This window comes from Frondihabitans sp. 762G35 (assembly GCF_002074055.1).
Lineage (GTDB): Bacteria > Actinomycetota > Actinomycetes > Actinomycetales > Microbacteriaceae > Frondihabitans.
This window is the reverse complement of the sequence record NZ_CP014619.1, coordinates 2,049,644-2,070,665: the sequence shown is the minus strand read 5'-3', so window position 1 is coordinate 2,070,665 and position 21,022 is coordinate 2,049,644. Positions and strand designations below refer to the sequence as shown.

Here is a 21,022-nt window from a genome sequence, read left to right as displayed (position 1 = left end):
CTCCGGCCGCGTCCGCCCCTAGGGTTTCGAGCGTCATGCAGCCGAGAGTCACAGCGATCCTCGTCGCCCCGGGTGGGGCGACCACACTCGACAGAACCCTCGAGGGTCTGTCGCGACAGTCGCGTCCGCCGGAGTCGCTCATCGTCGTCGACATCGGCGGTCCGGGTTCCGACGCCGGACGCCTCTCCCTCAGCGGGGCCGCGCAGCTCACGAGCGCACCGCGCGGGACGACCCTCGGAGCGGCCGTCACCCACGGCCTCCGGGTCGCCGGGCCGGGCGCCGATTCCGACGACGACTGGATCTGGATCCTCGGCGACGACAACGCGCCGGAGGACACCGCGCTCCAGGAGCTCATGGCGACGGTGGAGGTCGCCCCCTCGGTCGCCGTCGCCGGCCCCAAGCTCATGCGGTGGGACGAACGCGGCGTCATCGCGGAGTTCGGCGAGACGATGACGCGCTTCGGCGCCTCGCTCGCCCTCGTCACCGGGGAGCTCGACCAGGCCCAGCACGACGTGCAGGCCGACGTCCTCGGAGTCGCCGCGGGCGGCATGCTCGTCCGGCGTCGCGTCTGGGAGCTGCTCGGCGGCTTCGACCCCGGTCTGCCGCACATCGACGCGTCGCTCGACTTCTCCGTCCGGGCCCGCCTGGCGGGGCACCGCGTCGTCCGTGTCCCCTCGGCCCGCGTGCTCTCCCAGGGCTCTCCCGAGGACTTCGGTCGCGCCGAGGGTGGGCACGCCCGGCGCTCTCGCCTGCGCCGCGACGCCCAACTCCATCGACGGCTCGTCTACGCCCCGGCGGCTGCGCTCCCGTTCCACTGGCTGAGCCTCGTCCCGCTCGCGTTCCTACGGTCGGTCTGGCACCTCCTGGCCAAGAACCCCGGCGCGGTCGTCGGCGAGATCCGCACCGCGTTCCGGACCGCCTTCGGGTCGAGCGGCATCACCGCGGCCCGCACCTCGCTCCGGCGCACGAAGAAGCTCGGCTGGGGTGCGATCCGACCGCTGCGGGCCGACTGGGCGCAGCTCCGCGAGCGGCGCGTCAACGAGCGCGACGCCCAGCTGGCCGAGGTCGAGGACGCCGCGGTGCCCAAGGCGAGCTACGTCGGCTCGGGCGGTCTGTGGGTCACGCTGCTGGCGGCGATCGTGGGCGTGGTGGCGTTCTTCCCGCTGCTCGGCAAGAGCGCGGTCACGGGGGGCGGGCTCCTGCCGCTCTCGACGACGTTCGGCGCCCTGTGGCACTCGGTCGGCTACGGCTGGCACGAGATCGGGACCGGCTACGTGGGGCCCTCCGACCCCTTCGCCCTGGTGGTGGCGGTGCTCGGGACCTTCACGTTCTGGGCGCCCTCCCTCGCCGTGGTCGTCTTCTTCTTCCTCGCCCTGCCCCTGTCGGCGCTCGGATCGTGGCTGGTCGTGCGCCGGTTCACGGAGCGCACCTGGATCCCGGCGCTCGGCTCGCTCGTCTACGCCGTCTCCCCGCCGGGGCTCGCCGCGCTGCAGACCGGCCACCTCGGGGCGGCGATCACGCACGCCACCCTCCCCTTCCTCGTGCTCGCGCTGCTCGCGTCGCACCGGTCCTGGTCGGCAGGAGCCACGTCGTCGATCCTCTTCGCCGTCGTCGCGGCCTCCACCCCGTCCCTGCTGCCCGCGCTCGTGCTCGGCTGGCTGGCGGCCATCGCACTCCGGCCCCGCGGCGCCCACCGGATGCTCGCGGTGCCGCTGCCCGCGATCGCGCTCTTCGTGCCGATCGCGCTCGCCCAGGCGGCACGCGGCACGTGGTGGGCGATCTTCGCGGACCCCGGCGTCCCCACCCGGAACGTCCCGGCCTCGCCCCTCCAGCTCGCCCTCGGCTCGCCCGAGACGGGCCTCAACGGCTGGACCGCCCTCGTGGCGCCGCTCGGGCTGACGGGGTCGACGATGGCCGTCCTCGTCGTCGTCGCGATGCTCCCGCTCGGCCTCCTCGCGGCCGCCTCGGTCTTCCTGCCGTCCCGGGGGCGCGCCGTCGCGGCTCTCGCCGCCGCCCTTGTCGGCTACGTCACGGCGGTCGCCGCGACCCACGTGCAGCTCACCGGCGTCGGCAACTCGACGACCGCCATCTGGGCCGGGAGCGGCCTCAGCCTCTACTTCCTCGGGCTCGTCGTGGCGGCCTCGGTCACGCTCGACCGGGTGCCCCGGTTCACGCCGCCGCTCGGCTTCCTGTTCGCCCTCCTGGGCGTCGCGGCCTCCGTCCCGCTCATCGTGGCGACCCTCGTCGGGGTCGCCCCCATCGGCGCCTCGAGCGGCAGGATCCTCAGCGCCTACGTCACGGCGGAGGCCGTGGCCCAACCCGACGTGGGCACCCTCGTGCTCTCGCCGCAGCCCGACGGCTCGCTCGCGGTGTCGCTCCAGCGCGGCCAGGGCGAGAGCCTCGACGACCAGTCGACGCTCGACTCGACGCAGCAGCAGCTGTCGTCGACGACCAGCGACCTCACGGTCCTCGCCGGCAACCTCGTGAGCCGGAGCGGCTACGACCCGAAGAAGACGCTCGCAGAGCTCGGCATCGGCTTCGTCCTGCTCGGCCGCACGAGCGACGACGGCCCGGCCGACGACCTCCGCCAGCGGGCCTCGCAGTCCCTCGACGGCAACGCGCTGCTCCAGCCCGTCGGGTCGACGTCGAGCGGTCTGCTGTGGCGCTACACCGACGCGACCGTGCGGACGGTCGCGACCCCGGCGGACGGACCGCTCCGGCCGATCGTGCTCGCGACCTGGGCGCTCGTCTTCGGCTCGGCGCTCCTGCTGGCCATCCCCACGACGCCCCGGCGCCGCCGCGCCCGACCGGGCGTCCCCGAGGCGGAACAGCCCGCCACGACCTTCGACGAGGAGCGAGATGACTAGGCGAACCATCGTCCGAACCGGTGTCCGCCTCGCGGTCGGCGTCGTCGCCCTGGCCGTCGGGGCCGGCGTCGTGGCGGCCGCCACGGCCCTTCCGATCCCTCGCCTGGAGGACCGTCCCGCCGCGCGGGTCGTGACTCCCGTGGCTCTCGACCAGCAGCGCGTCTGCGAGGGCTCCCTCCTCCGCCTCTCCGGCGACACCGGGGCCTCGGCGACCAGCCTCTCCGCGGTCGGCTCGACCGCGACCGTGACCGGGGCCGGAAGCGGCGACCGCGCGGTGCGGACCCCTCTGACCGGCGCGGACGGCAGCCCGTCCTCGCCGCTGCTCGTCACGGCTCCGGCGGACGGCACGAGGATCCCGCTCGTCGCGGGGTCCCAGAGCCAGGACGTTCAGGAGAGCGACCTCAGCGGCTTCGCCGCGGCGCCCTGCCAGGAACCGACGAACTCGACCTGGCTCGTCGGCGGTTCCACCCAGACCGGCCGCACGACTCTCATCAGCCTCGTCAACCCGACCGACGTCAACTCGACGGTCGACCTGTCCGTCTGGGCCGAGAACGGCGCCGTCCAAGGGCCGGGGCTCCAGGGGATCGTCGTCGCTCCGAGGAGCCAGAAGGTCGTGCCGCTGTCCGGATTCGCGACCGACCTGGCCTCGCCGGTCGTCCACGTGACCAGTCGCGGCGGACAGATCGTCTCGAGCCTCCAGGTGAGCGTGGTCCGCACGCTGCAGGCCGGAGGTGCCGACCTCGTCAGCGCGTCCGCCGCCCCCGCGAGGCGCGTGACCGTTCCCGGCGTCGTCGTCCGGGACACCGACCGGGTCGCCGCGGCCGCGGGCCAGGACGGTTTCGCCGACCTCGCTCCCGTCGTCCGTGTCTTCGTCCCGGGCGAGGCCAACGCGCAGCTGTCCATCCAGCTCAGCACGACCTCCGGCACCGGGGCGACCTTCACGGTGTCGGCCGAGGGCGGCCAGGTCACCGACCTCCCGCTCGACGACCTCGCCGCGGCCGACTACACGGCGACGATCGACTCGAACGTGCCCGTGGTCGCGGGGGTCCGCACCTCGAGCGTGGCGACCGACTCCTCGACGGATCTCGCCTGGACGGGCGGCGCCCCCGCACTGAGCGGGACGACGATGTTCACGGCGGCGACGGGGCCGGCGGGGCTCCTGACGGTCACGAACCCCACGAATCGGGCGATCGAGGCGACCTACCGGCTCGCAGCGGGCCCCGGGTACAGGGCCGTCACGACGAAGCTGGCCGTACCGGCGAACGCGAGCGTCTCGTCGCCGCTCCGGGCGCGCGGCGTCTACACGCTGTCGAGCGCGGACGGGCTCCGCGCCGCGGTGAGCTATGAGGAGTCGGGGGCGATCGCCGCCTACCCGCTGTTCTCGCCGACCGCCGTGTCGTCGCCGGTCACCGTCTACCCCTAGGTCGCCGTCTACCCCGAGGTGACCGTCTACCCCGAGGTCGTCCGCGAGACAGCGAGCGGCGTCAGCGGTAGCGGTCGGGAGCCAGCTCCCAGGGATCCTTGCCGAGAAGGTCGCCGACGGCGCGGAAGACGTAGCCCTCGACGAGGGCGCGGTGCTGCCACTCGGCGTCGCCCTGCTGACGCGACTCCGGGGTGCGGGTGAGGCGCTCGATGGGCAGCCGGTAGAACGTCACGACCCGCTTGGACTTGTCGACCCGGAAGCGCTCGAAGGAGCTCTCGGGGGCCCGCTGGGGGAGTCCCGCCACGCGGAAGACGACGTCGTCGAGCTCGTCCGGCCAGAGCTCCTTGAGATAGTGCGCCGTCGACGCCACGATGTCGTCGAAGAGGTCGATGCGCGTGCGGAGGAACGGCAGGTGGGGACCTGCCGCGCTCGAGCGCAGCCCGCGGCCGTGGCGGTCGCGGAAAGCGGCCCGGCCGGACGAGCGGACGCGCGGAGGTCTGGCCATCCGTTCATGGTAGTCGCGCGCGCCCCGGGCGGCGCGCGGTCTCCCGACCCTCGCGGGGTTAGGGTGGAGCCCAGATGAACGGGCGACCCTGCAGCAAGGTCACGTGCCAGAACGAGGCCGTGGCGACTCTGACGTACGACTACGCCGACTCGATGGCGGTCGTCGGGCCGCTCAGCACGACCGTTGAGCCTCACGGCTACGACCTCTGCGAGCGGCACGCCGAGCGGTTGTCCGCTCCGCAGGGGTGGCAGGTCGTCCGGCATGTAGTTTTGGGGAATGACTTCTGAAACGCCCGTAGACCTCACCGCCTTCGTCAAGACCTACGACGTCCGCGGCCTGGTCGGCTCCCAGCTCACGCCCGAGGTCGTCGAGGCCTTCGGTGCCGCGTTCGCCGACGAGATCGGCTCCGGCGCCGACGAGATCGTCGTCGGCCACGACATGCGCGACTCGTCGCCGGGCTTCGCCGAGGCGTTCTCGCGCGGCGCGACGGCGCGCGGTGCGAACGTGACGCTGCTCGGACTCTGCTCGACCGACGAGACGTACTTCGCCTCCGGATCGCGGAACGCTCCCGCCGCCATGTTCACGGCGAGCCACAACCCGGCCACCTACAACGGCATCAAGTTCTCCCGCGCCGGAGCCCAGGGCATCAGCCTCGACACGGGCCTCTCGTCGATCCGCGACCGTGCAGCGGGCTTCCTCGCCGACGGCATCACGGCGGGCGGCGAGCGGGGCACGGTCACGCCGTTCGACGCGCTGCCCTCCTACGCGGCGTACCTCCGCCAGCTCGTCGACCTCTCGGCGATCCGCCCCATCAAGATCGTCGTGGACGCCGGCAACGGCATGGGCGGCCTCACGGTGCCGGCCGTCCTCGGCACGGCCGCGGGCCTTCCCGAGCTGCCCATCGAGATCATCCCGCTCTACTTCGAGCTCGACGGCACCTTCCCCAACCACGAGGCGAACCCCCTCGAGCCCGCGAACCTCGTCGACCTCCAGAAGGCCGTCGTGGAGCACGGCGCCGACCTGGGTCTCGCCTTCGACGGCGACGCCGACCGCTGCTTCGTCGTCGACGAGAAGGGCGACGCCGTCACCCCCTCGGCGGTGGCCGCCATCGTGGCCGTCCGCGAGATCGCCCGAGTCCGCGCCGCCGCGCCCGACGAGTCGATCTCGGTCATCCACAACCTCATCACGTCGCGCGCCGTCCCCGAGGCGATCGAGCAGGCCGGAGCGACCCCGGTCCGCACGCGCGTCGGCCACTCGCTGATCAAGGACGAGATGAAGGCCACCGGCGCCATCTTCGGCGGCGAGCACTCCGCGCACTACTACTTCCGCGACTTCTGGGGTGCCGACAACGGCATGCTGGCCGCGCTCCACGTGCTCGCCGAGTTCGGCGCCGGGCCCGACCCGCTGTCCGTGCTCACCGACCGCTACACGCCCTACTCCGCCAGCGGTGAGATCAACTCGACCGTCGTGGACGTCCCCGCCGCCTACGCACGCATCGTGGACGCCTACACCGGCAAGGGCGACTTCGACGAGCTCGACGGTCTCACGGTCTCGGGCTCGTACGACGACGGCGAGTTCTGGTGGTTCAACGTGCGGCCGTCGAACACGGAGCCGCTGCTGCGCCTCAACGCCGAGGCGGCGACGCCGAGCGGCATGGCGCGCGTGCGCGACGCCGTGCTCGCGCTCATCCGCCAGTAGTCCCGCTCGAGGAAGGCCCGTCCCGTCACCGGGGCGGGCCTTTTCGCGGTCCTGGCTCCGAATACCCCCTTGGGGTATCGCCAGGACGAGGACGGGCGTAGGGTTGTACCCCCAGGGGGTATGAGAGGCAGGCATGGAACACGAGCACACGAGCGTCGGGTACGCCCGAGACAAGGCCGTGATCATCAAGAGGCTCAAGCGAGCAGAGGGGCAGGTCCGGGGCATCCAGCGGATGGTCGAGGACGACACCTACTGCATCGACATCCTCACGCAGGTCTCCGCCGCCACCAGGGCGCTCGAGACCGTCGCGCTCCAGCTCCTCGAGGACCACCTCGCCCACTGCGTCGCCCAGGCGGCCCGGGAGGGCGGCGACGTGGCCGATCAGAAGGTGCGGGAGGCGTCGGCCGCGATCGCGCGACTGGTGCGCTCGTGAGGCCTCGCCCCGAGGCTCCTGCCCCGCACCCCGACCCCGACGCGAAAGGCGACACCATGACCACCACCACCTACCTCGTCGACGGAATGACCTGCGTGCACTGCGTCCGCGCCGTCACGACCGAGCTCTCCGCCGTCGACGGGGTGACCGGTGTCGACGTCGAGCTGCGCCCGGGCGCCTCGAGCGCGGTCCTCGTCACGAGCGCCGCCCCGCTCGACGACGCTCTCGTCCGCGAGGCCGTCGACGAGGCCGGGTACGGCGTGGCCGACCGCTCGTGACGGAGATCGACGGAACGGCGCGCACCCTCGACCTCGACATCTCGGGCATGACCTGCGCGTCGTGCGCGCAGCGGGTCGAGCGGAAACTGAACCGGATCCCGGGCGCCACCGCCGCCGTCAACCTGGCCACCGAGCGCGCCCGCGTCGAGCTCCCGGCCGGGGTCTCCGACGATGACGCCGTGGCGGCCGTGTCCGCCGCGGGATACGGCGCGAGCATCCGGCAGGAGCCGCGGCCCACGCGCCCCGCTCCCGACGCCCCCTCCGACACCTCGGGCCACGACCACGACCACGCGGCCGGACAGGAGCACGACCACGGCTCGGCCGGCGCCCTGCGCCAGCGCCTGGTCGTCTCGGCCGTCCTCACGGTCCCGGTCTTCCTGATGTCGATGATCCCGGCCCTGCAGTTCGCGAACTGGCAGTGGCTCGCGTTCGCGCTGGCCGCTCCGGTCGCCGTCTGGGGGGCTCTGCCCTTCCACCGGACCGCCTGGCGGCAGGCCCGTCACCTGGCCGTCGGCATGGACACCCTGATCAGTCTCGGCGTCATCGCCTCCTTCGGCTGGTCGGTCTCCGCGCTGTTCTGGGGCGGGGCGGGGGCGCCGGGCATGCACATGACGCTGCAGCTCGTCGGGCGGGCCGACGCCTCCTCGCAGGACGTCTACCTCGAGGTCGCAGCCGCCGTCACCACGTTCCTCCTGGCCGGCCGGTACCTCGAGGCCCGAGCGCGGGAGCGCAGCGGCCGAGACCTCCACGCGCTCCTCGACCTCGGGGCCACGGAGGCCACGAGGCTCGTCGACGGTCGCGAGGAGCGGGTCGACGCGTCCTCTCTCGCCGTCGGCGACGTCTTCGTCGTCCGCCCGGGCGAGAAGGTCGCGACCGACGGCGTCGTCGTCGCCGGCTCGTCGGCTGTCGACGCGAGTCTCCTGACGGGGGAGTCCGTCCCCGTCGAGGTGGCCGAGGGCGATGCCGTCGCCGGCGGCACCCTGAACGCCGGCGGGCATCTCACCGTCCGCGCGAGCAGAGTCGGGCGCGACACGCAGCTCGCGCACATCGCACACCTGGTCGAGGAGGCGCAGACCGGCAAGGCACGGGTCCAGCGTCTCGCCGACCGGGTGTCCGGGATCTTCGTGCCCGTCGTGATCCTGCTGGCCGCCCTGACGTTCGTCGGCTGGCTCGTCACGGGGCACTCCGTCGAACTCGCCGTGACCGCCGCCGTCGCGACGATCATCATCGCCTGCCCGTGCGCTCTGGGGCTCGCGACCCCGACGGCTCTCCTCGTCGGGACGGGGCGCGGCGCGCGCCGGGGCGTGCTGATCCGCGGTCCGCAGATGCTCGAGCAGGCGGGCACGGTCGACACGGTCGTCCTCGACAAGACGGGCACCCTGACGACCGGCGTCATGACGGTGGCTCGCGTCACGGTCGCGGACGGCGAATCGCAGGATGCCCTCCTCCGGTCGGCCGCCGCGCTCGAGTCGCTCTCCGAGCACCCGGTCGGTCGCGCCATCGCGCAGGCCGCTCCGGCGTCCGACCGTCCCGACACCCGCGACTTCGTCTCGACCCGCGGGCTCGGCGTGAGCGGTACGGTCGACGGGTCCGTCGTCGCGGTGGGCCGCCCGGCCTGGCTCGCCTCCGCGTGGGCGGTCGTCCTCGACGACCGACTCGCCGCCGCCGTGGCGGACGCCGAGGCCGACGGTCTGACGGCCGTCGCCGTCGCCCGGGACGGGCGCGCCCTCGGGGTCGTCGCGGTGGGCGACGAGGTCCGGGCGACGAGCCGCGAGGCCGTCGACGAGCTCCGCGCCCTCGGGCTCGAGCCGATCCTCCTCACCGGCGACAACGAGCGGGCGGCCCGCGCGGTCGCCGGACGCGTCGGCATCGACCGGGTGGTCGCCGGAGTCCTCCCCGACGGGAAGCTCGCCGAGATCCGCCGGTTGCAGGCGGAGGGACGCATCGTCGCGATGGTCGGCGACGGCGTGAACGACGCCGCGGCCCTGGCCGGGGCGAACCTCGGCATCGCCCTCGGGGGCGGGACGGACGCCGCGATCGAGGCGAGCGACATCACCCTCGTGCGCGACGACCCGACGCTGGTGGCGGAGTCGATCCGGCTGTCGAGGCGGACCCTCCGGATCATCAGGAGCAATCTGTTCTGGGCCTTCGCCTACAACGTGGCTGCCCTGCCGATCGCCATGCTGGGTCTTCTCAACCCCGTGGTGTCCGGGCTCGCCATGGCGCTGTCGTCGCTCGTCGTCGTGGGGAACAGCCTGCGGCTCCGGCGCTGACGGCGCGCTGCCCGCCCGACGGGCTCGCGCGGCGGTGAGGGGCTCGTCCGCCTCAGCGGCGGGGGAACCCCTGCGGCAGCTTCTCGAGGGCGGGCGCCAGCCGGTCGAGGTGTCCGGCCTCGGCGGCGAGGGCGCGCGCCTCGCGGTCGCGGCGGACCGCCGACACCGCGATCACGAAGGTCTCCGCGTCGACGGCGGGGAGAGGCGACACGTACGCGGACGCTTCGGCGGCGAGCGCGCCGGCCACGCGGATCCTGCTCTCGGGCAGGAGCCGCGGCGCCTGCTGCAGGAACGCCGACAGCCGCCGAGCGAGCGAGTCGGGGAGCCGGGCCACGTCGGCCGTCCGCGACCACGCCTCGAGCTCGGGTGGCACCCGGTGGACGATGCGCCCCGCGCGGGGAGGCCGCTCACCGAGGGCGTAGGTGCCCGCGAGGAGGTCTCCGAGCCGTCTCGAGCGCCGGTTGAGCAGAGCGACGATCACGGCGAGGCCGCCCGCCGTCATGACGATCTCCAGGATCCCGACGAGCGCGCGGGTGAAGGCGTGACGGAACCCGATGGCGCCGCCGTCGAGCCGCACCACCCGGGCGCCGACCGCGTACTTGCCGATCGACCTGCCCTTCGTGGCGGTCTCGATCGCCGTCGGGGCGACGACGAGGGCCAGGACGACGGACGCGATGGCGAGAGCGCTCCCGGTCGATTCGTCGACGAGCGCCGCGTCGGCCGCCATGCTCAGCAGGAGGAGGAGCCCGATCAGCACGATCGCGTAGACGACGTAGTCGATCGCGACCCCGGCGAGCCGGAGCACGAAGCCGGCCGGCCGGAGGTCGAGCCCGACGGCCTCGCCGGTCACCAGCTCGTCCTCGTCGGCCTCGAACACATCGAAGGCCGGTGGGGCTGCTCGGAGCGCTCGTCGGCCTCTCATGCCTAGTATCTAATCAGAATGGATCTCGACGCCTACACCGGAGCCCACTCCAGCGACTGGGACGAGCTCGACGCGCTCTCCCGCCGGAGGCGGTTCACGGGAGCCGAGGCCGACCGCCTGGTCGAGCTCTACCAGTCCGGGGCCACGCAGCTCTCGAGCCTCAAGTCGTCGTCGGGCACGACCCCCACGAGCGAGCGCCTGTCGTTGACCCTCTCCCGGTCGCGGCTGCGTTTCACCGGGGCCGGCCGCAACCTCGCCTCCCAGGTGCCCGGGTTCTTCCTCCTGCAGCTCCCGGCCGCCCTCTACCGGGTCCGGTGGCTGTCGCTGGTCGTCGCGGGGGTCACGGCGGTCGTCGCCGTCCTCTTCGGCGTCTGGGCGGCGACCAACCCGGCCGTCCTCGCCACGTTCGGCACCCCCGAGTTCCGCCGCCAGTTCGCCACCCGCGACTTCGTCGACTACTACTCGAACAACCCCCCGTCGTCGTTCACCGGCCAGGTCTGGACCAACAACGCCTTCATCGCGGCCCAGGCCGTCGCCTTCGGGATCACGGGCATCTACCCGGCCTACCTGCTGCTGACCAACGCGCAGAACGTCGGGCTCAGCGCCGGCGTCCTCGCCGACGAGGGTCGGCTGAAGTACTTCTTCCTGTACATCGCGCCGCACGGTCAGCTGGAGCTCTACAGCCTGTTCGTCAGCATGGCCGCGGGGCTCCTCATCTTCTGGTCGTGGATCGCCCCGGGCGCGCGGACACGCGGTCAGGCTCTCGCGGAGGACGGCCGGGCCCTCATCACCATCGCGGTCGGGCTGATCCTGTCGCTCCTCGTCTCCGGCGTCATCGAGGGCTTCGTGACGCGCCAGCCGTGGCCGTGGCCGATCAAGATCGGGATCGGCACGGTGGCGCTGGCGCTGTTCCTCGCCTACCAGTGGATCGTCGGCGGTCGCGCCCATCGCGCGGGGCAGACGGGCGACCTCGACGAGTTCGAGGCCGGCGCGCGCCGACTCGTCGCCGGCTGAGGCGGGGCGTGGCTCCTGCGGCGCGACCTCAGAGCCGTCCGGCCGCCTTCAGCGCCAGGTAGCGGTCGGCGAGGGCGGGCGGCAGGTCGGCCGGCGAGCCGGTGACGACATCGGCGCCCAGCTGTCGGATGGCCGCGGAGACGCGGGAGACGTCGAGCAGTGCGCGCTCGGCGGAGGCGGCCCGGTAGATGTCCTCGCGCGACGACCGGTTCCGAGCGGCCTCGTTCAGCACCGGGTCGACGACGCTCGCCACGACGACGAGGTGCTTCGCCGTGAGCTGCGGCAGGGCGGCCAGGAGCCCCCGCGCGGCGCCGGGTGCGTCGATGGAGGTGGCGAGGACGACCAGCGAGCGCTGGGACGTGATCGAGCGGACGAGACCCGGCACGCTCGTCCAGTCCGTCTCGACGAGCTCGGGATCGAGGGGCGCCATCGTCGTGACCATGGCCGAGAGCAGGTCGGCTCCGGTCGCGCCCTGCACGCGGCCGCGGACGCGGCGGTCGACGACGGCGAGGTCGACGCGGTCGCCCGCCCGGGACGCGAGCGCGCCGAGGAGGAGCGCCGACTCGAACGCCGTGTCGAGGCGCGGCTCGTCGTCGATCCGAGCGGCGGAGGTGCGACCGCTGTCCACCACGACGACGACGCGGCGGTCGCGCTCGGGGCGCCAGGTGCGCACCATGAGGTCCTGGCGGCGCGCGGTCGCCCGCCAGTCGATCGAGCGGACGTCGTCGCCGCGGACGTAGTCGCGGAGGCTGTCGAACTCCGTGCCCTGACCGCGGATCATGACGCTGGTCCGGCCGTCGAGTTCGCGGAGGCGGGCGAGCCGCGAGGGGAGGTGCTTCCGCGAGGAGAACCGGGGGAGCACCCTGACAGCCCCGGGCAGCGGCAGGGTCGCCTGGCGTCCGGCGAGGCGGAGCGGCCCGATCGAGCGGACGGTGACGGCTTCGGCGCGGCGTTCACCCCGGCGGAAGGGCGTCAGCGTCGTCGTCACCACCCGCTGCCTCCCCGGGGCGATCGCGAGCGCGAAACGCGTCGGACCGGCTCCCGCCGACGGCTGCCAGGCGTCTCGTGCGACGCCGCGGAGCACCCGTCGACCCTCGTTGAAGATCGTGAGCCCCGACGGGGCGCTCTCGCCGAGGCGGATCGCCGGAGGCAGGTCGCGCGACAGGCGGACGGCCCGCGGAGACGCCGCCAGGGCCACGTCGACGACGAGCAGCAGCAGGCAGAGGCCGAGCCAGCCCACGAGCGCCCACGGGCTCGACGTCGCGACGATCGGCACGATGCCGAGCAGCGTGAGGAGCACGAACCAACCGGTGACGACCATGTCAGACCGGGACGCGGACCTGCTGCAGGACCGAGGTCAGGATGCCGTCGGCGCCGACGCCCTCGAGCTCCGCCTCGGGTCGCAGCTGCAGGCGGTGTCGGAGGACGGGCAGGGCCATCGCCTGCACGTGGTCGGGGGTGATGTGGTCGAGCCCGGTGAGCCAGGCCCAGGCCTTCGAGGCCGCGAGGAGCGCGGTCGATCCACGCGGGCTGACCCCGATCTTGACGGAGGGGCTCTGGCGGGTCGCGCGGGCGAGGTCGACCATGTACGCGAGCACGTCGGGTCGGACCCCGACGTCGCCGACCGCCCGCCTCGCGGCCGCGATCTCCTCGGCGCCGAGGACGGGGGTGACCCCGGCGGCGGTCAGGTCGCGCGGCGAGAAGCCCGACGCGTGCCGCCGGAGCACCTCGACCTCGGCGTCGCGTTCGGGGAGACCCAGGGTGAGCTTCATCAGGAAGCGGTCGAGCTGCGCCTCCGGCAGCGTGTAGGTGCCCTCGTACTCGACCGGGTTCATCGTCGCGGCGACGAGGAACGGCTCGGGCAGCGGCCGGGAGACGCCGTCGACGGAGACCTGGCGCTCCTCCATCGCCTCGAGCAGCGCGGACTGCGTCTTCGGCGGCGTCCGGTTGATCTCGTCGGCGAGCAGGATGTTCGTGAAGACGGGCCCGCGTCGGAACTCGAACTCGCCCGCCTTCGAGTCGTACACGAGCGAACCGGTGATGTCGCCGGGCATGAGGTCCGGGGTGAACTGCACGCGCGTCGTGTCGAGGCTCAGGCTGTGGCTGAGGGCCCGGACGAGCAGGGTCTTGGCCACCCCCGGGACGCCCTCCAGGAGGGCGTGGCCGCCGGCGAGCAGGGTCACGATCAGGCCGGAGACGGCGGCGTCCTGGCCGACGACCGCCTTGCCGACCTCGTCTCGGACGCGGGCGAAGGACTGCTGGAGCTCGGATGTCATGAAGGGCATTCTCCGTTGTGGGCGGGGCGGGGGAGGGCTGAATTCCGGGCGTGGCTCATCCCAGGCGCACGGCTCGGGCGGTGGCGTTCTCGAGATCGCGCAGGCTGTCGCTGAGCGCGACGAGGTGGGAGTCGTCGACCGGCACGGTGTCGACGAGTACGCCGCGGACCTCCGCGGGGTCGACCGCGAGCACCTCGGCGACGCGGCCGACGACCTCGTCGACGCCCGAGCCGCCGGAGAGACCGACGAGCGAGGCGAGGCGGGCGATCGTGCCGATCCGCACCTGGTCGAGGGCGTGCGAACGCGCCGAGCTGCGCTCGTACAGGCGGGCGCGCCCCTCCATCGTCTCGGTCGAGCGGACGACCACCGGGAGGTTCTCGACGACCAGGGGTCCGAGCCTCCTGCCCCGCCAGACGGCGCCGGCGACGGCGGCTGCGCCGAGCAGCAGAATGGACGGGGTCACCCAGCCCGGCGTCAGAGACGCGAGGGTCCCGGAGGTCTCCGGGAGGTCGGCCACGCTCGGGAGGTACCAGACGACGCGCGGCGTGGCCCCGAGCAGGCGGAGCGCGAACGCCGCGTCGTCGCGGTCGGCCACGTACTGGTTGGTCAGGGCCGCGGAGGCGCCGACGACCGTCGTCGTGCCCCCGGACCGCTCGACCTGGACGAGGCCGTAGCCGCCGCCCGACGACGCGGGGAGGCAGGTCACGGCGTCGGCGGCCGCGGAGGCGGTGTACCGGACCCCGGTCGCCAGGATCGAGCGCGACGCGGCGAGGGCCGGCAGGTCGCAGCGCGGCGCGAGGTCGCCGGCGAGCGGCGCCTCCGAGCGCGAGACGCCCGGGGCGATGCGGTCGAGGGCTGCCTGCTCGGGTTCGACCACGACGAGGCGCCCGGACGCGCGCGCGAGGGTCGTCCACTGCGAGGCGTCGAGGTAGGGCCCGGGGTCGTACGCGACGACGGTCGTGTTCGCAGGATCCGCGGCGATCGCCCGCCGCGTCTCCGACAGCGTCGAGGTGGTCACCACGTCGATGCCCTGCTGGCGCAGCACGCTGACCACGGCCCTCGCCCCGCCCGGCTGGGTGCTGGCCGGGTCGAGGGCGCCCGCCGCGGCTCCGGTGCCCGTGATGACGAGAGCGGCGACGGCGGCGAGGAGCGCCGCCACGACGACGGCGATCCAGAAGCGGCCGCGGAGGAGGACCGCGGCGACCCCGGAGGGCTCCCGGACGGGCCGGCGCGGCCGCGTGTCGAGCGCCGTCACGCGGGGACCGCCGCGATCGTGGCGCGCTGGAGGGCACGGTCGAGATCGCGGACCCTCTCGAAGTCGGCTTCGCTGCCGGGGCGGTCCAGGTAGCGGACCTCGTCGAACGACCGGCCCGCGGCGAGGACGGCGTCGGAGTGCTCCGGGAACAGCGCGGCCGTGCGCGTCGCGAAGGTCTGAGCGGTCGTGCCGGGAGCCGTCGTCAGAGCTCCGCGCTCGGCGAGGTCGCGCGCGATGGCGCGGAACGTCTCGACCGTCGCCTGGGCGAAATCGCCCGAGCGCGCGGCGGCCGCGGCTGCGCCGCGGAGCGCGTCGGCGGAGCGGGAGTCGTCGTCGCCGAAGAGGGCGGACTCGACGGCCGAGCGGCGCCGTCGTCGGGGGACGCCGTAGACGAGGACGAGCACCACGACGGCCACGGCGACGAGGACCAGGAGGGCGACGAGGAGGAAGGCCGGCGCCCCCTGCACGGAGCCGAACCGCAGCGAGCCGATCCAGTTCATGATCGCCGCGGCGATGCGGTCGAGGAGCGACGGCTGCGCCGAGGCGTACTCGGGCTTGGCGAGCTCGGTCACGAGGAGCCGCCGGGCCTCGTCCGCCGACGGGGTGAGCGGTGCGCTCACGGGGCGGTCGGTCCCGCCCAGGCCGCCCGACCGCTTCCCGCCGCCGGGCGGTCCGGGGTGCGGTAGGGGTCGGGCAGGGGGCGGACGCCCTGCGCGCGCAGCTCGGCGTAGCGGGCCAGATCGAGGTCGAGCGCCTCGCGTCGCATCCGCTGGTCGATGTAGAGCAGGGCGATCGTGGCGGACTGGATGACCGCCCCGATCGACGCGATGACGAGCGACACGAACTGCCCCACGACGTTGACGACGATGTAGCTCGTGAGCCCGTCGGAGTTGAGCTCGCCGTTCGGACGCACGATCCCTCCGCCGATCTGGGCGACGATCGACACGGGGACGCCGACCACGCTGTTCGCCACCGCGATGATGACGGTGACCAGCGCGATGATCCCGAACGTGCGCCAGAAGCTCTGCCGGGTGAGCCGCCACGAGCGCGCCACGGCGGCGCGGATGCTGGTTCGCTCGAGCATCAGGATGCTCGGGACGAACACCGTCTTCGTCCCGAGCCACACCGCGACGACGGCCGCGCCGAGGGCGCCGAAGACCCCGAGGAGGACGGCCGCGACGGTGCTGACCGTGCCGCCGGCGATGGCGAGGAGGGTGACGGCGCCCGCGAGGAGGCCGAGGCCCACGACCCAGGCGGCGACGAGGAGCAGCGACCAGCCGACGAGGGCCCCGATGCGACCGCGAGCCTGCCCGAGGAGCCCCCGGAGGCGCATCCGCTCACCCACGACCTGGTGCGACGTCTCGACCACGAAGAGCCCCTGGAGGATCGCCGTGACCGCGATCGTCGCGAGGTAAGGAATCAGGGCCGCCGCGATCACTCCGAGGATGGATCCGGCGAGGAGCGAGTCACGCTGCGACGGAAGGGCGCTCTCGTAGCGATCGACCGCGAAGAGGGTCGCGCCGCCGGCGACCCCGAGCAGCAGGAGCAGCGAGAGGATCTGGAACAGGACGGACGTCCCGAACGTGGTGCGCGGATTGCGACGGAAGACGCCGAACGCCCCGGAGAGGATGTCGCCGAGGGTCAGCGGCCGCAGGGCGACGAGCCCCGGCTTGGGCGGCGGCGTCCAGCCCGGAGCACCGCCGTACGGAACGCCGCCGTACGGTGCGCCGGCGTACGGTGCGCCGGCGTACGGTGCGCCGGCGTACGGTGCGCCGGCGGAGGGCGGCGGCGCCTGCGACGGCTGCTCGGCGGGCGAAGGCCCCTGGGACGGGCTCGCCCACGGCTCGGTGTCGCTCACGGTTCCCCCGGGGTCTCTCTCTCGTCGTGCACGGTTACCCTCACGGGCGGTTTCATGATTCCACAGACGACCGGCGGCAGGCCAGTCACGGTGGAGTTCCGAGCGGGTTTCGCTAGTGTGGTCCGAACTGCACATGCCGGTGCAGGCCCGTCCCTGTGGAGACCATGACCCCGCGCATCCTGGTGGTTGACGACGACCCCGCCCTGGCCGAGATGATCGGCATCGTGCTGCGCGCCGACGGGTTCGAGCCGTCCTTCTGCGGCGACGGCGCCGCCGCCCTCTCCGCCTTCGCCCAGGCGCAGCCCGACCTCGTGCTGCTCGACCTCATGCTCCCGGGTCTCGACGGCATCGAGGTGTGCCGTCTCATCCGCGCCGAGAGCGGCGTGCCGATCATCATGCTGACGGCGAAGAGCGACACCACCGACGTCGTGCGCGGCCTCGAGAGCGGCGCCGACGACTACGTCGTGAAGCCGTTCAACCCCAAGGAGCTCGTCGCCCGCATCCGGACCAGGCTGCGTCCCAGCGCCGAGGCGCCGAGCGACGTGCTCGCCGTCGGCGACCTCACCGTCGACGTGGCCGCCCACGAGGTGCGGCGGGGGGCGACCGTCATCAACCTCACGCCGCTCGAGTTCGAGCTCCTGCTCGCCCTGGCCTCGAAACCCCAGCAGGTCTTCACCCGCGAGATGCTGCTGGAGCAGGTCTGGGGTTACCACTACAAGGCCGACACGCGGCTCGTCAACGTGCACGTGCAGCGCCTCCGCGCCAAGGTCGAGCACGACCCCGACAACCCGCGCATCGTGAGCACGGTGCGCGGCGTCGGCTACCGCGCCGGCTCCGGAGCCTGAGACGCCACCCGTGTTCGGGTCGCGCTGGCGCACCCTGTCGAGGCGGGTGCTGGGACTCTGGCGGACCTCCCTGGAATTCCGCACGATCGCGATCACCGTGCTCCTCTGCGGCATCGCCGTCACGGTCATCGGCGCATCGATCTCGGTCTCGATCGGCACGAACATCTACCAGCAGCGCCGCCAGCAGATCGAGGTCGAGTCGCAGCGCGCGACCGTCCTCGCCCAGAGTATCTTCGACTCCGCGACGGCGACGGAGGACAACAACCAGGTGGAGCTCGACTCGCTCCAGAACCAGGCGCAGAGCGCGATCCTCAGCTCCACGTCGAGCCCCGGCGGGACGAGCATCGCCATCCTGCGGACGCCCGGCCAGACCACGGCGCAGACCATCCAGAACATCGCCAGCCCCGACTTCCCCAACGCGGCCGTCTCGCCGGCGCTCCGCAAGGCCGTCGCGGACGGCGCCGACCGCCTCCACTATCAACCCGTCTCCCTCGCGACCGGGCAGGGGCAGGAGCCGGGTCTCGCCGTCGGCTCCACCCTCCAGGTGCCGACGGCCGGGCAGTACGAGCTCTACCTCGTCTACGACCTGAGCGACGCGCAGAAAACCCTCGACTTCACGCAGCAGACCCTCGCGATCGGCTCGATGGCGCTCGTCCTGCTCATCGCCGTCATCACCTACGTGGTGGTGCGCCTGGTGGTCGGACCCATCCGGGTCGCCGCCGAGACGAGTCAGAAGATCGCCGCGGGGCACCTCGAGGAGCGGATCCCCGAGGCCGGTCAGGACGTCATAGCGACGCTCGGCCGATCGTTCAACGGCATGGCCGACGCCATGCAGCGGCAGATCGAGCAGCTGGCCGACCTCTCGCGCATGCAGCAGCGCTTCGTCAGCGACGTCTCGCACGAGCTCCGCACACCCCTGACGACGATCCGGCTCGCCGGAGACATGCTCTACGACAACCGCGCCACGTTCGACGCCCCGGCCGCCCGCACCGCGGAGCTCCTCCACACCCAGGTCGACCGCTTCGAGCTCCTGCTCGGCGACCTCCTCGAGATCTCCCGCTTCGACGCGGGCGCGGTCGAGCTCGAGACCGAACCCACGGCCGTCGTCCGTCTCGTCGAGGAGAGCGTCGAGGAGTTCGGCCCGCTGGCGGAGGGCGCGGGCAGCGTCCTCACCGTGGACGCCCGCGGCGGGTACTTCGAAGCCGAGATCGACCCGCGACGGGTGCGTCGCATCCTGCGGAATCTCCTCGGCAACGCCATCGAGCATGGCGAGGGCGAGCCCATCGAGGTGACGGTCGACAGCAACGCCGAGGCCGTCGCCATCGCCGTCGAGGACCACGGGTCGGGCATGCGGCCCGAGCACGTCGAGCGCGTCTTCGACCGGTTCTGGCGGGCCGACCCGTCGCGGAAGCGGACGATCGGCGGCACCGGGCTGGGGCTCTCCATCTCGCGCGAGGACGCCGTCCTCCACGGCGGACGCCTCGAGGTGTGGTCCGAGGTGGCCAGGGGGACCCGCTTCGTCGTCACGCTCCCGCGCGTCCGGAACGGTGCGATCATGGGATCGCCGCTGACCGTCGAGCCCCCCGAGCCCGACGACGAGCCCGTGACGGACGTCGCCGCGTCGATGCGGCTGAACGAGCCGAGGAGGGTCCCGTGATCGCCCGCTCCCGCGCGGCCCGTCGTGCGCCTTCCCTCGCGGTGGCGCTGGCCGTCGCGCTGGTCGCGGCGCTCGCAGGATGCGCGACCATCCCCTCCACGGGCGCGGTCCAGTCGACCGATCCGCTCTCGAACACCGTGCAGAGCGACATCGAGTTCCTTCCCGCCGGCCCCGTCGCCGGGAGCGATCAGGAGCGGATCATCCGCGACTTCATCGACGCCGGGACGGGCTCGCAGGACAACTACGCCGTGGCGCGCGAGTACCTCACCTCGACGTTCGCCGCCAAGTGGGATCCCCGCGCCAGCGTGATCGTCCGCCAGGGCTCCGGCATCGTCGCGCCGGTGTCGGGCGCGCAGTCGACGTACACGGTCCAGAGCGCGGCGACCGTCGACTCCAGCGGGCACTACACGGAGTCGCAGCCGTCGACGTCGACCTCGCTCACGTTCAAGTTCGCCCGTGTCGGAGGGCAGTGGCGGCTCAGCTACGCGCCCGCGGGCATCGTGCTCTCGACGGCCAACTTCGACCTCGTCTTCCGGCCCCACGCCGTCTACTTCTTCGACCCGACCTACACCTACCTCGTCCCGGACGAGCGGTGGTTCCTCGCCCGCACCTCGACGACGACCCGCATCGCGGAGGCCGTCCTCGCGGGTCCGTCGACCTGGCTCCGCGGGGCCGTGGTCTCGGCCTTCCCCGAGGGCACGGGCCTGTCGCTGAACTCCGTGACGACGTCGTCGGGAACGGCGCACGTCGACCTGACGGGCGACGCCCTCTCGGCCGACTCGGCGCAGCGGTCCCGGATGCGGGCGCAGCTCGTCGCGAGCTTCTCGACGGTCGCCACCGTGAGCAGCGTGGACATCTCCGTCGAGGGCACGGCGCTGTCGATCCCCGAGTCGACGGGCAGCGTGGCCATCCGTAACCCCACCGTCGACGCGAGGCCCCTCGTGATCTCCAAGGGCACCTTCGGTTTCGCCACGCCCTCCACCGTGACGCCGATCGCCGGCCTGACGAAGACCGTCACGGCGCTGAAGCCGACCTCGGTCGAGCTCTCGACCCGGCAGAACGCCGCGGCCGTGGGCACCCCGCAGGGCGTCTTCGCGGTCCGCGAGGGAGCCGCGGCCCGGCGCGTCGACGCCAGGAGCGACCTGGTCGACCCCGCCTACGACGACGCCGGCTTCGTCTGGTCCGCCCAGGCCACCGCACCGCGCTCCCTCACCGCCTACTCGCTCGACGGGACACCGCACCGCCTCACGACGTCGCTGCCCGCCGACGAGCAGCTGGTCGCCTTCCGCCTCTCGCGCGACGGCGCCCGGATCGCCCTGCTCTTCGACGCCGACGGGACCCCGCGGCTGCTCGTCGCGGCGGTCATCCGCGACGGGAACCACGTCCCGACGGGTCTCGGCGACCCGCTCGAGCTGACGCCGCCGACGGGGACGCCGGTCGGGCTCACCTGGGTCGACGAGATCACGGTCGCGACGCTGTCCTCGAACGAGGCGGGCGACTCGCTCGTGTCCGAGCACGTGGTCGGCGGCGAGACCAGCGACCTCGGGCGGCCGAGCAACACCGGCGTCTCCATCGTCGGAGGCAACGGCGTCGACCGCGTCAGCGTGATGACCGCCGCGGGAGCCCTGCTCCAACCCCGGGGCAACGGCTGGGAGGACACCGGGGTCTCGGCCGACCTCCTCGCGACGCAGCGCTGACCGACGCGGCCACCACGAGGC

Annotated in this window: 18 protein-coding genes; 11 read left to right on the top strand and 7 right to left on the bottom strand. The window is 73.2% G+C overall.

What is annotated here, in order from left to right; translation table 11 throughout:
- The first annotated feature begins 35 nt into the window (after window positions 1–35).
- Both AS850_RS09915 and AS850_RS09910 read left to right on the top strand, forming a co-directional pair.
- Window positions 36–2,867 (top strand): glycosyltransferase, encoded by a 2,832-nt coding sequence (locus AS850_RS09915; protein WP_164088426.1) that lies wholly within the window; start codon window positions 36–38, stop codon window positions 2,865–2,867.
- Entirely contained in the window at window positions 2,860–4,290 is a 1,431-nt protein-coding gene (locus AS850_RS09910) for a DUF5719 family protein (protein ID WP_119868964.1), read from the top strand. Before AS850_RS09915 ends, AS850_RS09910 begins: the two co-directional genes overlap by 8 nt.
- A gap of 61 nt (window positions 4,291–4,351) precedes the next feature.
- On the opposite strand, the gene AS850_RS09905 is transcribed toward AS850_RS09910, so the two are convergent.
- A complete protein-coding gene (locus tag AS850_RS09905; RefSeq protein WP_119868963.1) occupies window positions 4,352–4,795 on the bottom strand; it encodes a metallopeptidase family protein in 444 nt (147 codons plus the stop codon).
- 74 nt (window positions 4,796–4,869) lie between these two features.
- On the opposite strand from AS850_RS09905, the gene AS850_RS09900 reads away from it, so the two are divergent.
- The 5 genes from AS850_RS09900 to AS850_RS09880 all read left to right on the top strand — a co-directional run bounded on the left by AS850_RS09900 (window position 4,870) and on the right by AS850_RS09880 (window position 9,477).
- On the top strand, window positions 4,870–5,082 hold the full coding sequence (locus AS850_RS09900) for a DUF3499 family protein (RefSeq protein ID WP_119868962.1): 213 nt from the start codon (window positions 4,870–4,872) through the stop codon (window positions 5,080–5,082).
- Window positions 5,072–6,493 (top strand): phosphomannomutase/phosphoglucomutase, encoded by a 1,422-nt coding sequence (locus AS850_RS09895; RefSeq protein WP_119868961.1) that lies wholly within the window; start codon window positions 5,072–5,074, stop codon window positions 6,491–6,493. Before AS850_RS09900 ends, AS850_RS09895 begins: the two co-directional genes overlap by 11 nt.
- Before the next feature lie 133 nt (window positions 6,494–6,626).
- Window positions 6,627–6,926: a metal-sensitive transcriptional regulator gene (locus AS850_RS09890; RefSeq protein WP_119868960.1), complete on the top strand. Its 300-nt coding sequence runs from the start codon at window positions 6,627–6,629 to the stop codon at window positions 6,924–6,926.
- Between the two features lie 56 nt (window positions 6,927–6,982).
- Window positions 6,983–7,204, top strand: a complete 222-nt coding sequence (locus AS850_RS09885) for a heavy-metal-associated domain-containing protein (protein WP_119868959.1) — start codon at window positions 6,983–6,985, stop codon at window positions 7,202–7,204.
- 47 nt (window positions 7,205–7,251) lie between these two features.
- Window positions 7,252–9,477, top strand: a complete 2,226-nt coding sequence (locus tag AS850_RS09880; RefSeq protein ID WP_119870252.1) for a heavy metal translocating P-type ATPase — start codon at window positions 7,252–7,254, stop codon at window positions 9,475–9,477.
- Between the two features lie 52 nt (window positions 9,478–9,529).
- Here AS850_RS09880 and AS850_RS09875 read toward each other — a convergent pair whose 3' ends face one another.
- Entirely contained in the window at window positions 9,530–10,399 is an 870-nt protein-coding gene (locus tag AS850_RS09875) for an RDD family protein (protein ID WP_119868958.1), read from the bottom strand.
- 18 nt (window positions 10,400–10,417) lie between these two features.
- Here AS850_RS09875 and AS850_RS09870 point away from each other — a divergent pair, with 18 nt between their 5' ends.
- Complete coding sequence (locus AS850_RS09870) at window positions 10,418–11,413, top strand: stage II sporulation protein M (protein WP_119868957.1); 996 nt, start codon at window positions 10,418–10,420, stop codon at window positions 11,411–11,413.
- Between the two features lie 28 nt (window positions 11,414–11,441).
- Here AS850_RS09870 and AS850_RS09865 read toward each other — a convergent pair whose 3' ends face one another.
- Genes AS850_RS09865 through AS850_RS09845 form a run of 5 tightly spaced genes read right to left on the bottom strand, consistent with a single transcriptional unit; the run spans window position 11,442 to window position 16,802 of the window.
- On the bottom strand, window positions 11,442–12,734 hold the full coding sequence (locus tag AS850_RS09865; protein ID WP_119868956.1) for a DUF58 domain-containing protein: 1,293 nt from the start codon (window positions 12,732–12,734) through the stop codon (window positions 11,442–11,444).
- A gap of 1 nt (window position 12,735) precedes the next feature.
- Window positions 12,736–13,689: an AAA family ATPase gene (locus tag AS850_RS09860; protein WP_119870251.1), complete on the bottom strand. Its 954-nt coding sequence runs from the start codon at window positions 13,687–13,689 to the stop codon at window positions 12,736–12,738.
- Between the two features lie 55 nt (window positions 13,690–13,744).
- Window positions 13,745–14,944 (bottom strand): DUF4350 domain-containing protein, encoded by a 1,200-nt coding sequence (locus tag AS850_RS09855; protein WP_119868955.1) that lies wholly within the window; start codon window positions 14,942–14,944, stop codon window positions 13,745–13,747.
- Window positions 14,941–15,564: a DUF4129 domain-containing protein gene (locus tag AS850_RS09850; protein WP_236940673.1), complete on the bottom strand. Its 624-nt coding sequence runs from the start codon at window positions 15,562–15,564 to the stop codon at window positions 14,941–14,943. Before AS850_RS09850 ends, AS850_RS09855 begins: the two co-directional genes overlap by 4 nt.
- Complete coding sequence (locus tag AS850_RS09845; protein ID WP_164088425.1) at window positions 15,561–16,802, bottom strand: glycerophosphoryl diester phosphodiesterase membrane domain-containing protein; 1,242 nt, start codon at window positions 16,800–16,802, stop codon at window positions 15,561–15,563. Before AS850_RS09845 ends, AS850_RS09850 begins: the two co-directional genes overlap by 4 nt.
- Before the next feature lie 164 nt (window positions 16,803–16,966).
- Between AS850_RS09845 and mtrA the strand changes: the two genes are divergently transcribed.
- The 3 genes from mtrA to AS850_RS09825 are packed head-to-tail and all read left to right on the top strand — an operon-like array spanning window position 16,967 to window position 21,001.
- Window positions 16,967–17,647 carry an MtrAB system response regulator MtrA gene (mtrA, locus tag AS850_RS09835; RefSeq protein WP_119870249.1) on the top strand — a complete coding sequence of 227 codons (681 nt, stop codon included), beginning with the start codon at window positions 16,967–16,969 and terminating at the stop codon, window positions 17,645–17,647.
- A gap of 10 nt (window positions 17,648–17,657) precedes the next feature.
- Window positions 17,658–19,304, top strand: a complete 1,647-nt coding sequence (mtrB, locus tag AS850_RS09830) for an MtrAB system histidine kinase MtrB (protein WP_119868952.1) — start codon at window positions 17,658–17,660, stop codon at window positions 19,302–19,304.
- On the top strand, window positions 19,301–21,001 hold the full coding sequence (locus AS850_RS09825) for a GerMN domain-containing protein (protein WP_164088424.1): 1,701 nt from the start codon (window positions 19,301–19,303) through the stop codon (window positions 20,999–21,001). The genes mtrB and AS850_RS09825 overlap by 4 nt, the downstream gene beginning before the upstream one ends.
- Window positions 21,002–21,022 lie beyond the last annotated feature (21 nt).

What these genes read in the sequence shown, in the direction of transcription:
- AS850_RS09905 (WP_119868963.1), bottom strand. Translation starts at nt 4,795, where the DNA reads ATGGCCAGACCTCCGCGCGTCCGCTCGTCCGGCCGGGCCGCTTTCCGC.
- AS850_RS09885 (WP_119868959.1), top strand. Translation starts at nt 6,983, where the DNA reads ATGACCACCACCACCTACCTCGTCGACGGAATGACCTGCGTGCACTGC.
- AS850_RS09880 (WP_119870252.1), top strand. Translation starts at nt 7,252, where the DNA reads ATGACCTGCGCGTCGTGCGCGCAGCGGGTCGAGCGGAAACTGAACCGG.
- AS850_RS09870 (WP_119868957.1), top strand. Translation starts at nt 10,418, where the DNA reads ATGGATCTCGACGCCTACACCGGAGCCCACTCCAGCGACTGGGACGAG.
- AS850_RS09860 (WP_119870251.1), bottom strand. Translation starts at nt 13,689, where the DNA reads ATGACATCCGAGCTCCAGCAGTCCTTCGCCCGCGTCCGAGACGAGGTC.
- AS850_RS09910 (WP_119868964.1), top strand. Translation starts at nt 2,860, where the DNA reads ATGACTAGGCGAACCATCGTCCGAACCGGTGTCCGCCTCGCGGTCGGC.
- mtrA (WP_119870249.1), top strand. Translation starts at nt 16,967, where the DNA reads ATGACCCCGCGCATCCTGGTGGTTGACGACGACCCCGCCCTGGCCGAG.
- AS850_RS09875 (WP_119868958.1), bottom strand. Translation starts at nt 10,399, where the DNA reads ATGAGAGGCCGACGAGCGCTCCGAGCAGCCCCACCGGCCTTCGATGTG.
- AS850_RS09915 (WP_164088426.1), top strand. Translation starts at nt 36, where the DNA reads ATGCAGCCGAGAGTCACAGCGATCCTCGTCGCCCCGGGTGGGGCGACC.
- AS850_RS09900 (WP_119868962.1), top strand. Translation starts at nt 4,870, where the DNA reads ATGAACGGGCGACCCTGCAGCAAGGTCACGTGCCAGAACGAGGCCGTG.
- AS850_RS09895 (WP_119868961.1), top strand. Translation starts at nt 5,072, where the DNA reads ATGACTTCTGAAACGCCCGTAGACCTCACCGCCTTCGTCAAGACCTAC.
- AS850_RS09865 (WP_119868956.1), bottom strand. Translation starts at nt 12,734, where the DNA reads ATGGTCGTCACCGGTTGGTTCGTGCTCCTCACGCTGCTCGGCATCGTG.
- AS850_RS09890 (WP_119868960.1), top strand. Translation starts at nt 6,627, where the DNA reads ATGGAACACGAGCACACGAGCGTCGGGTACGCCCGAGACAAGGCCGTG.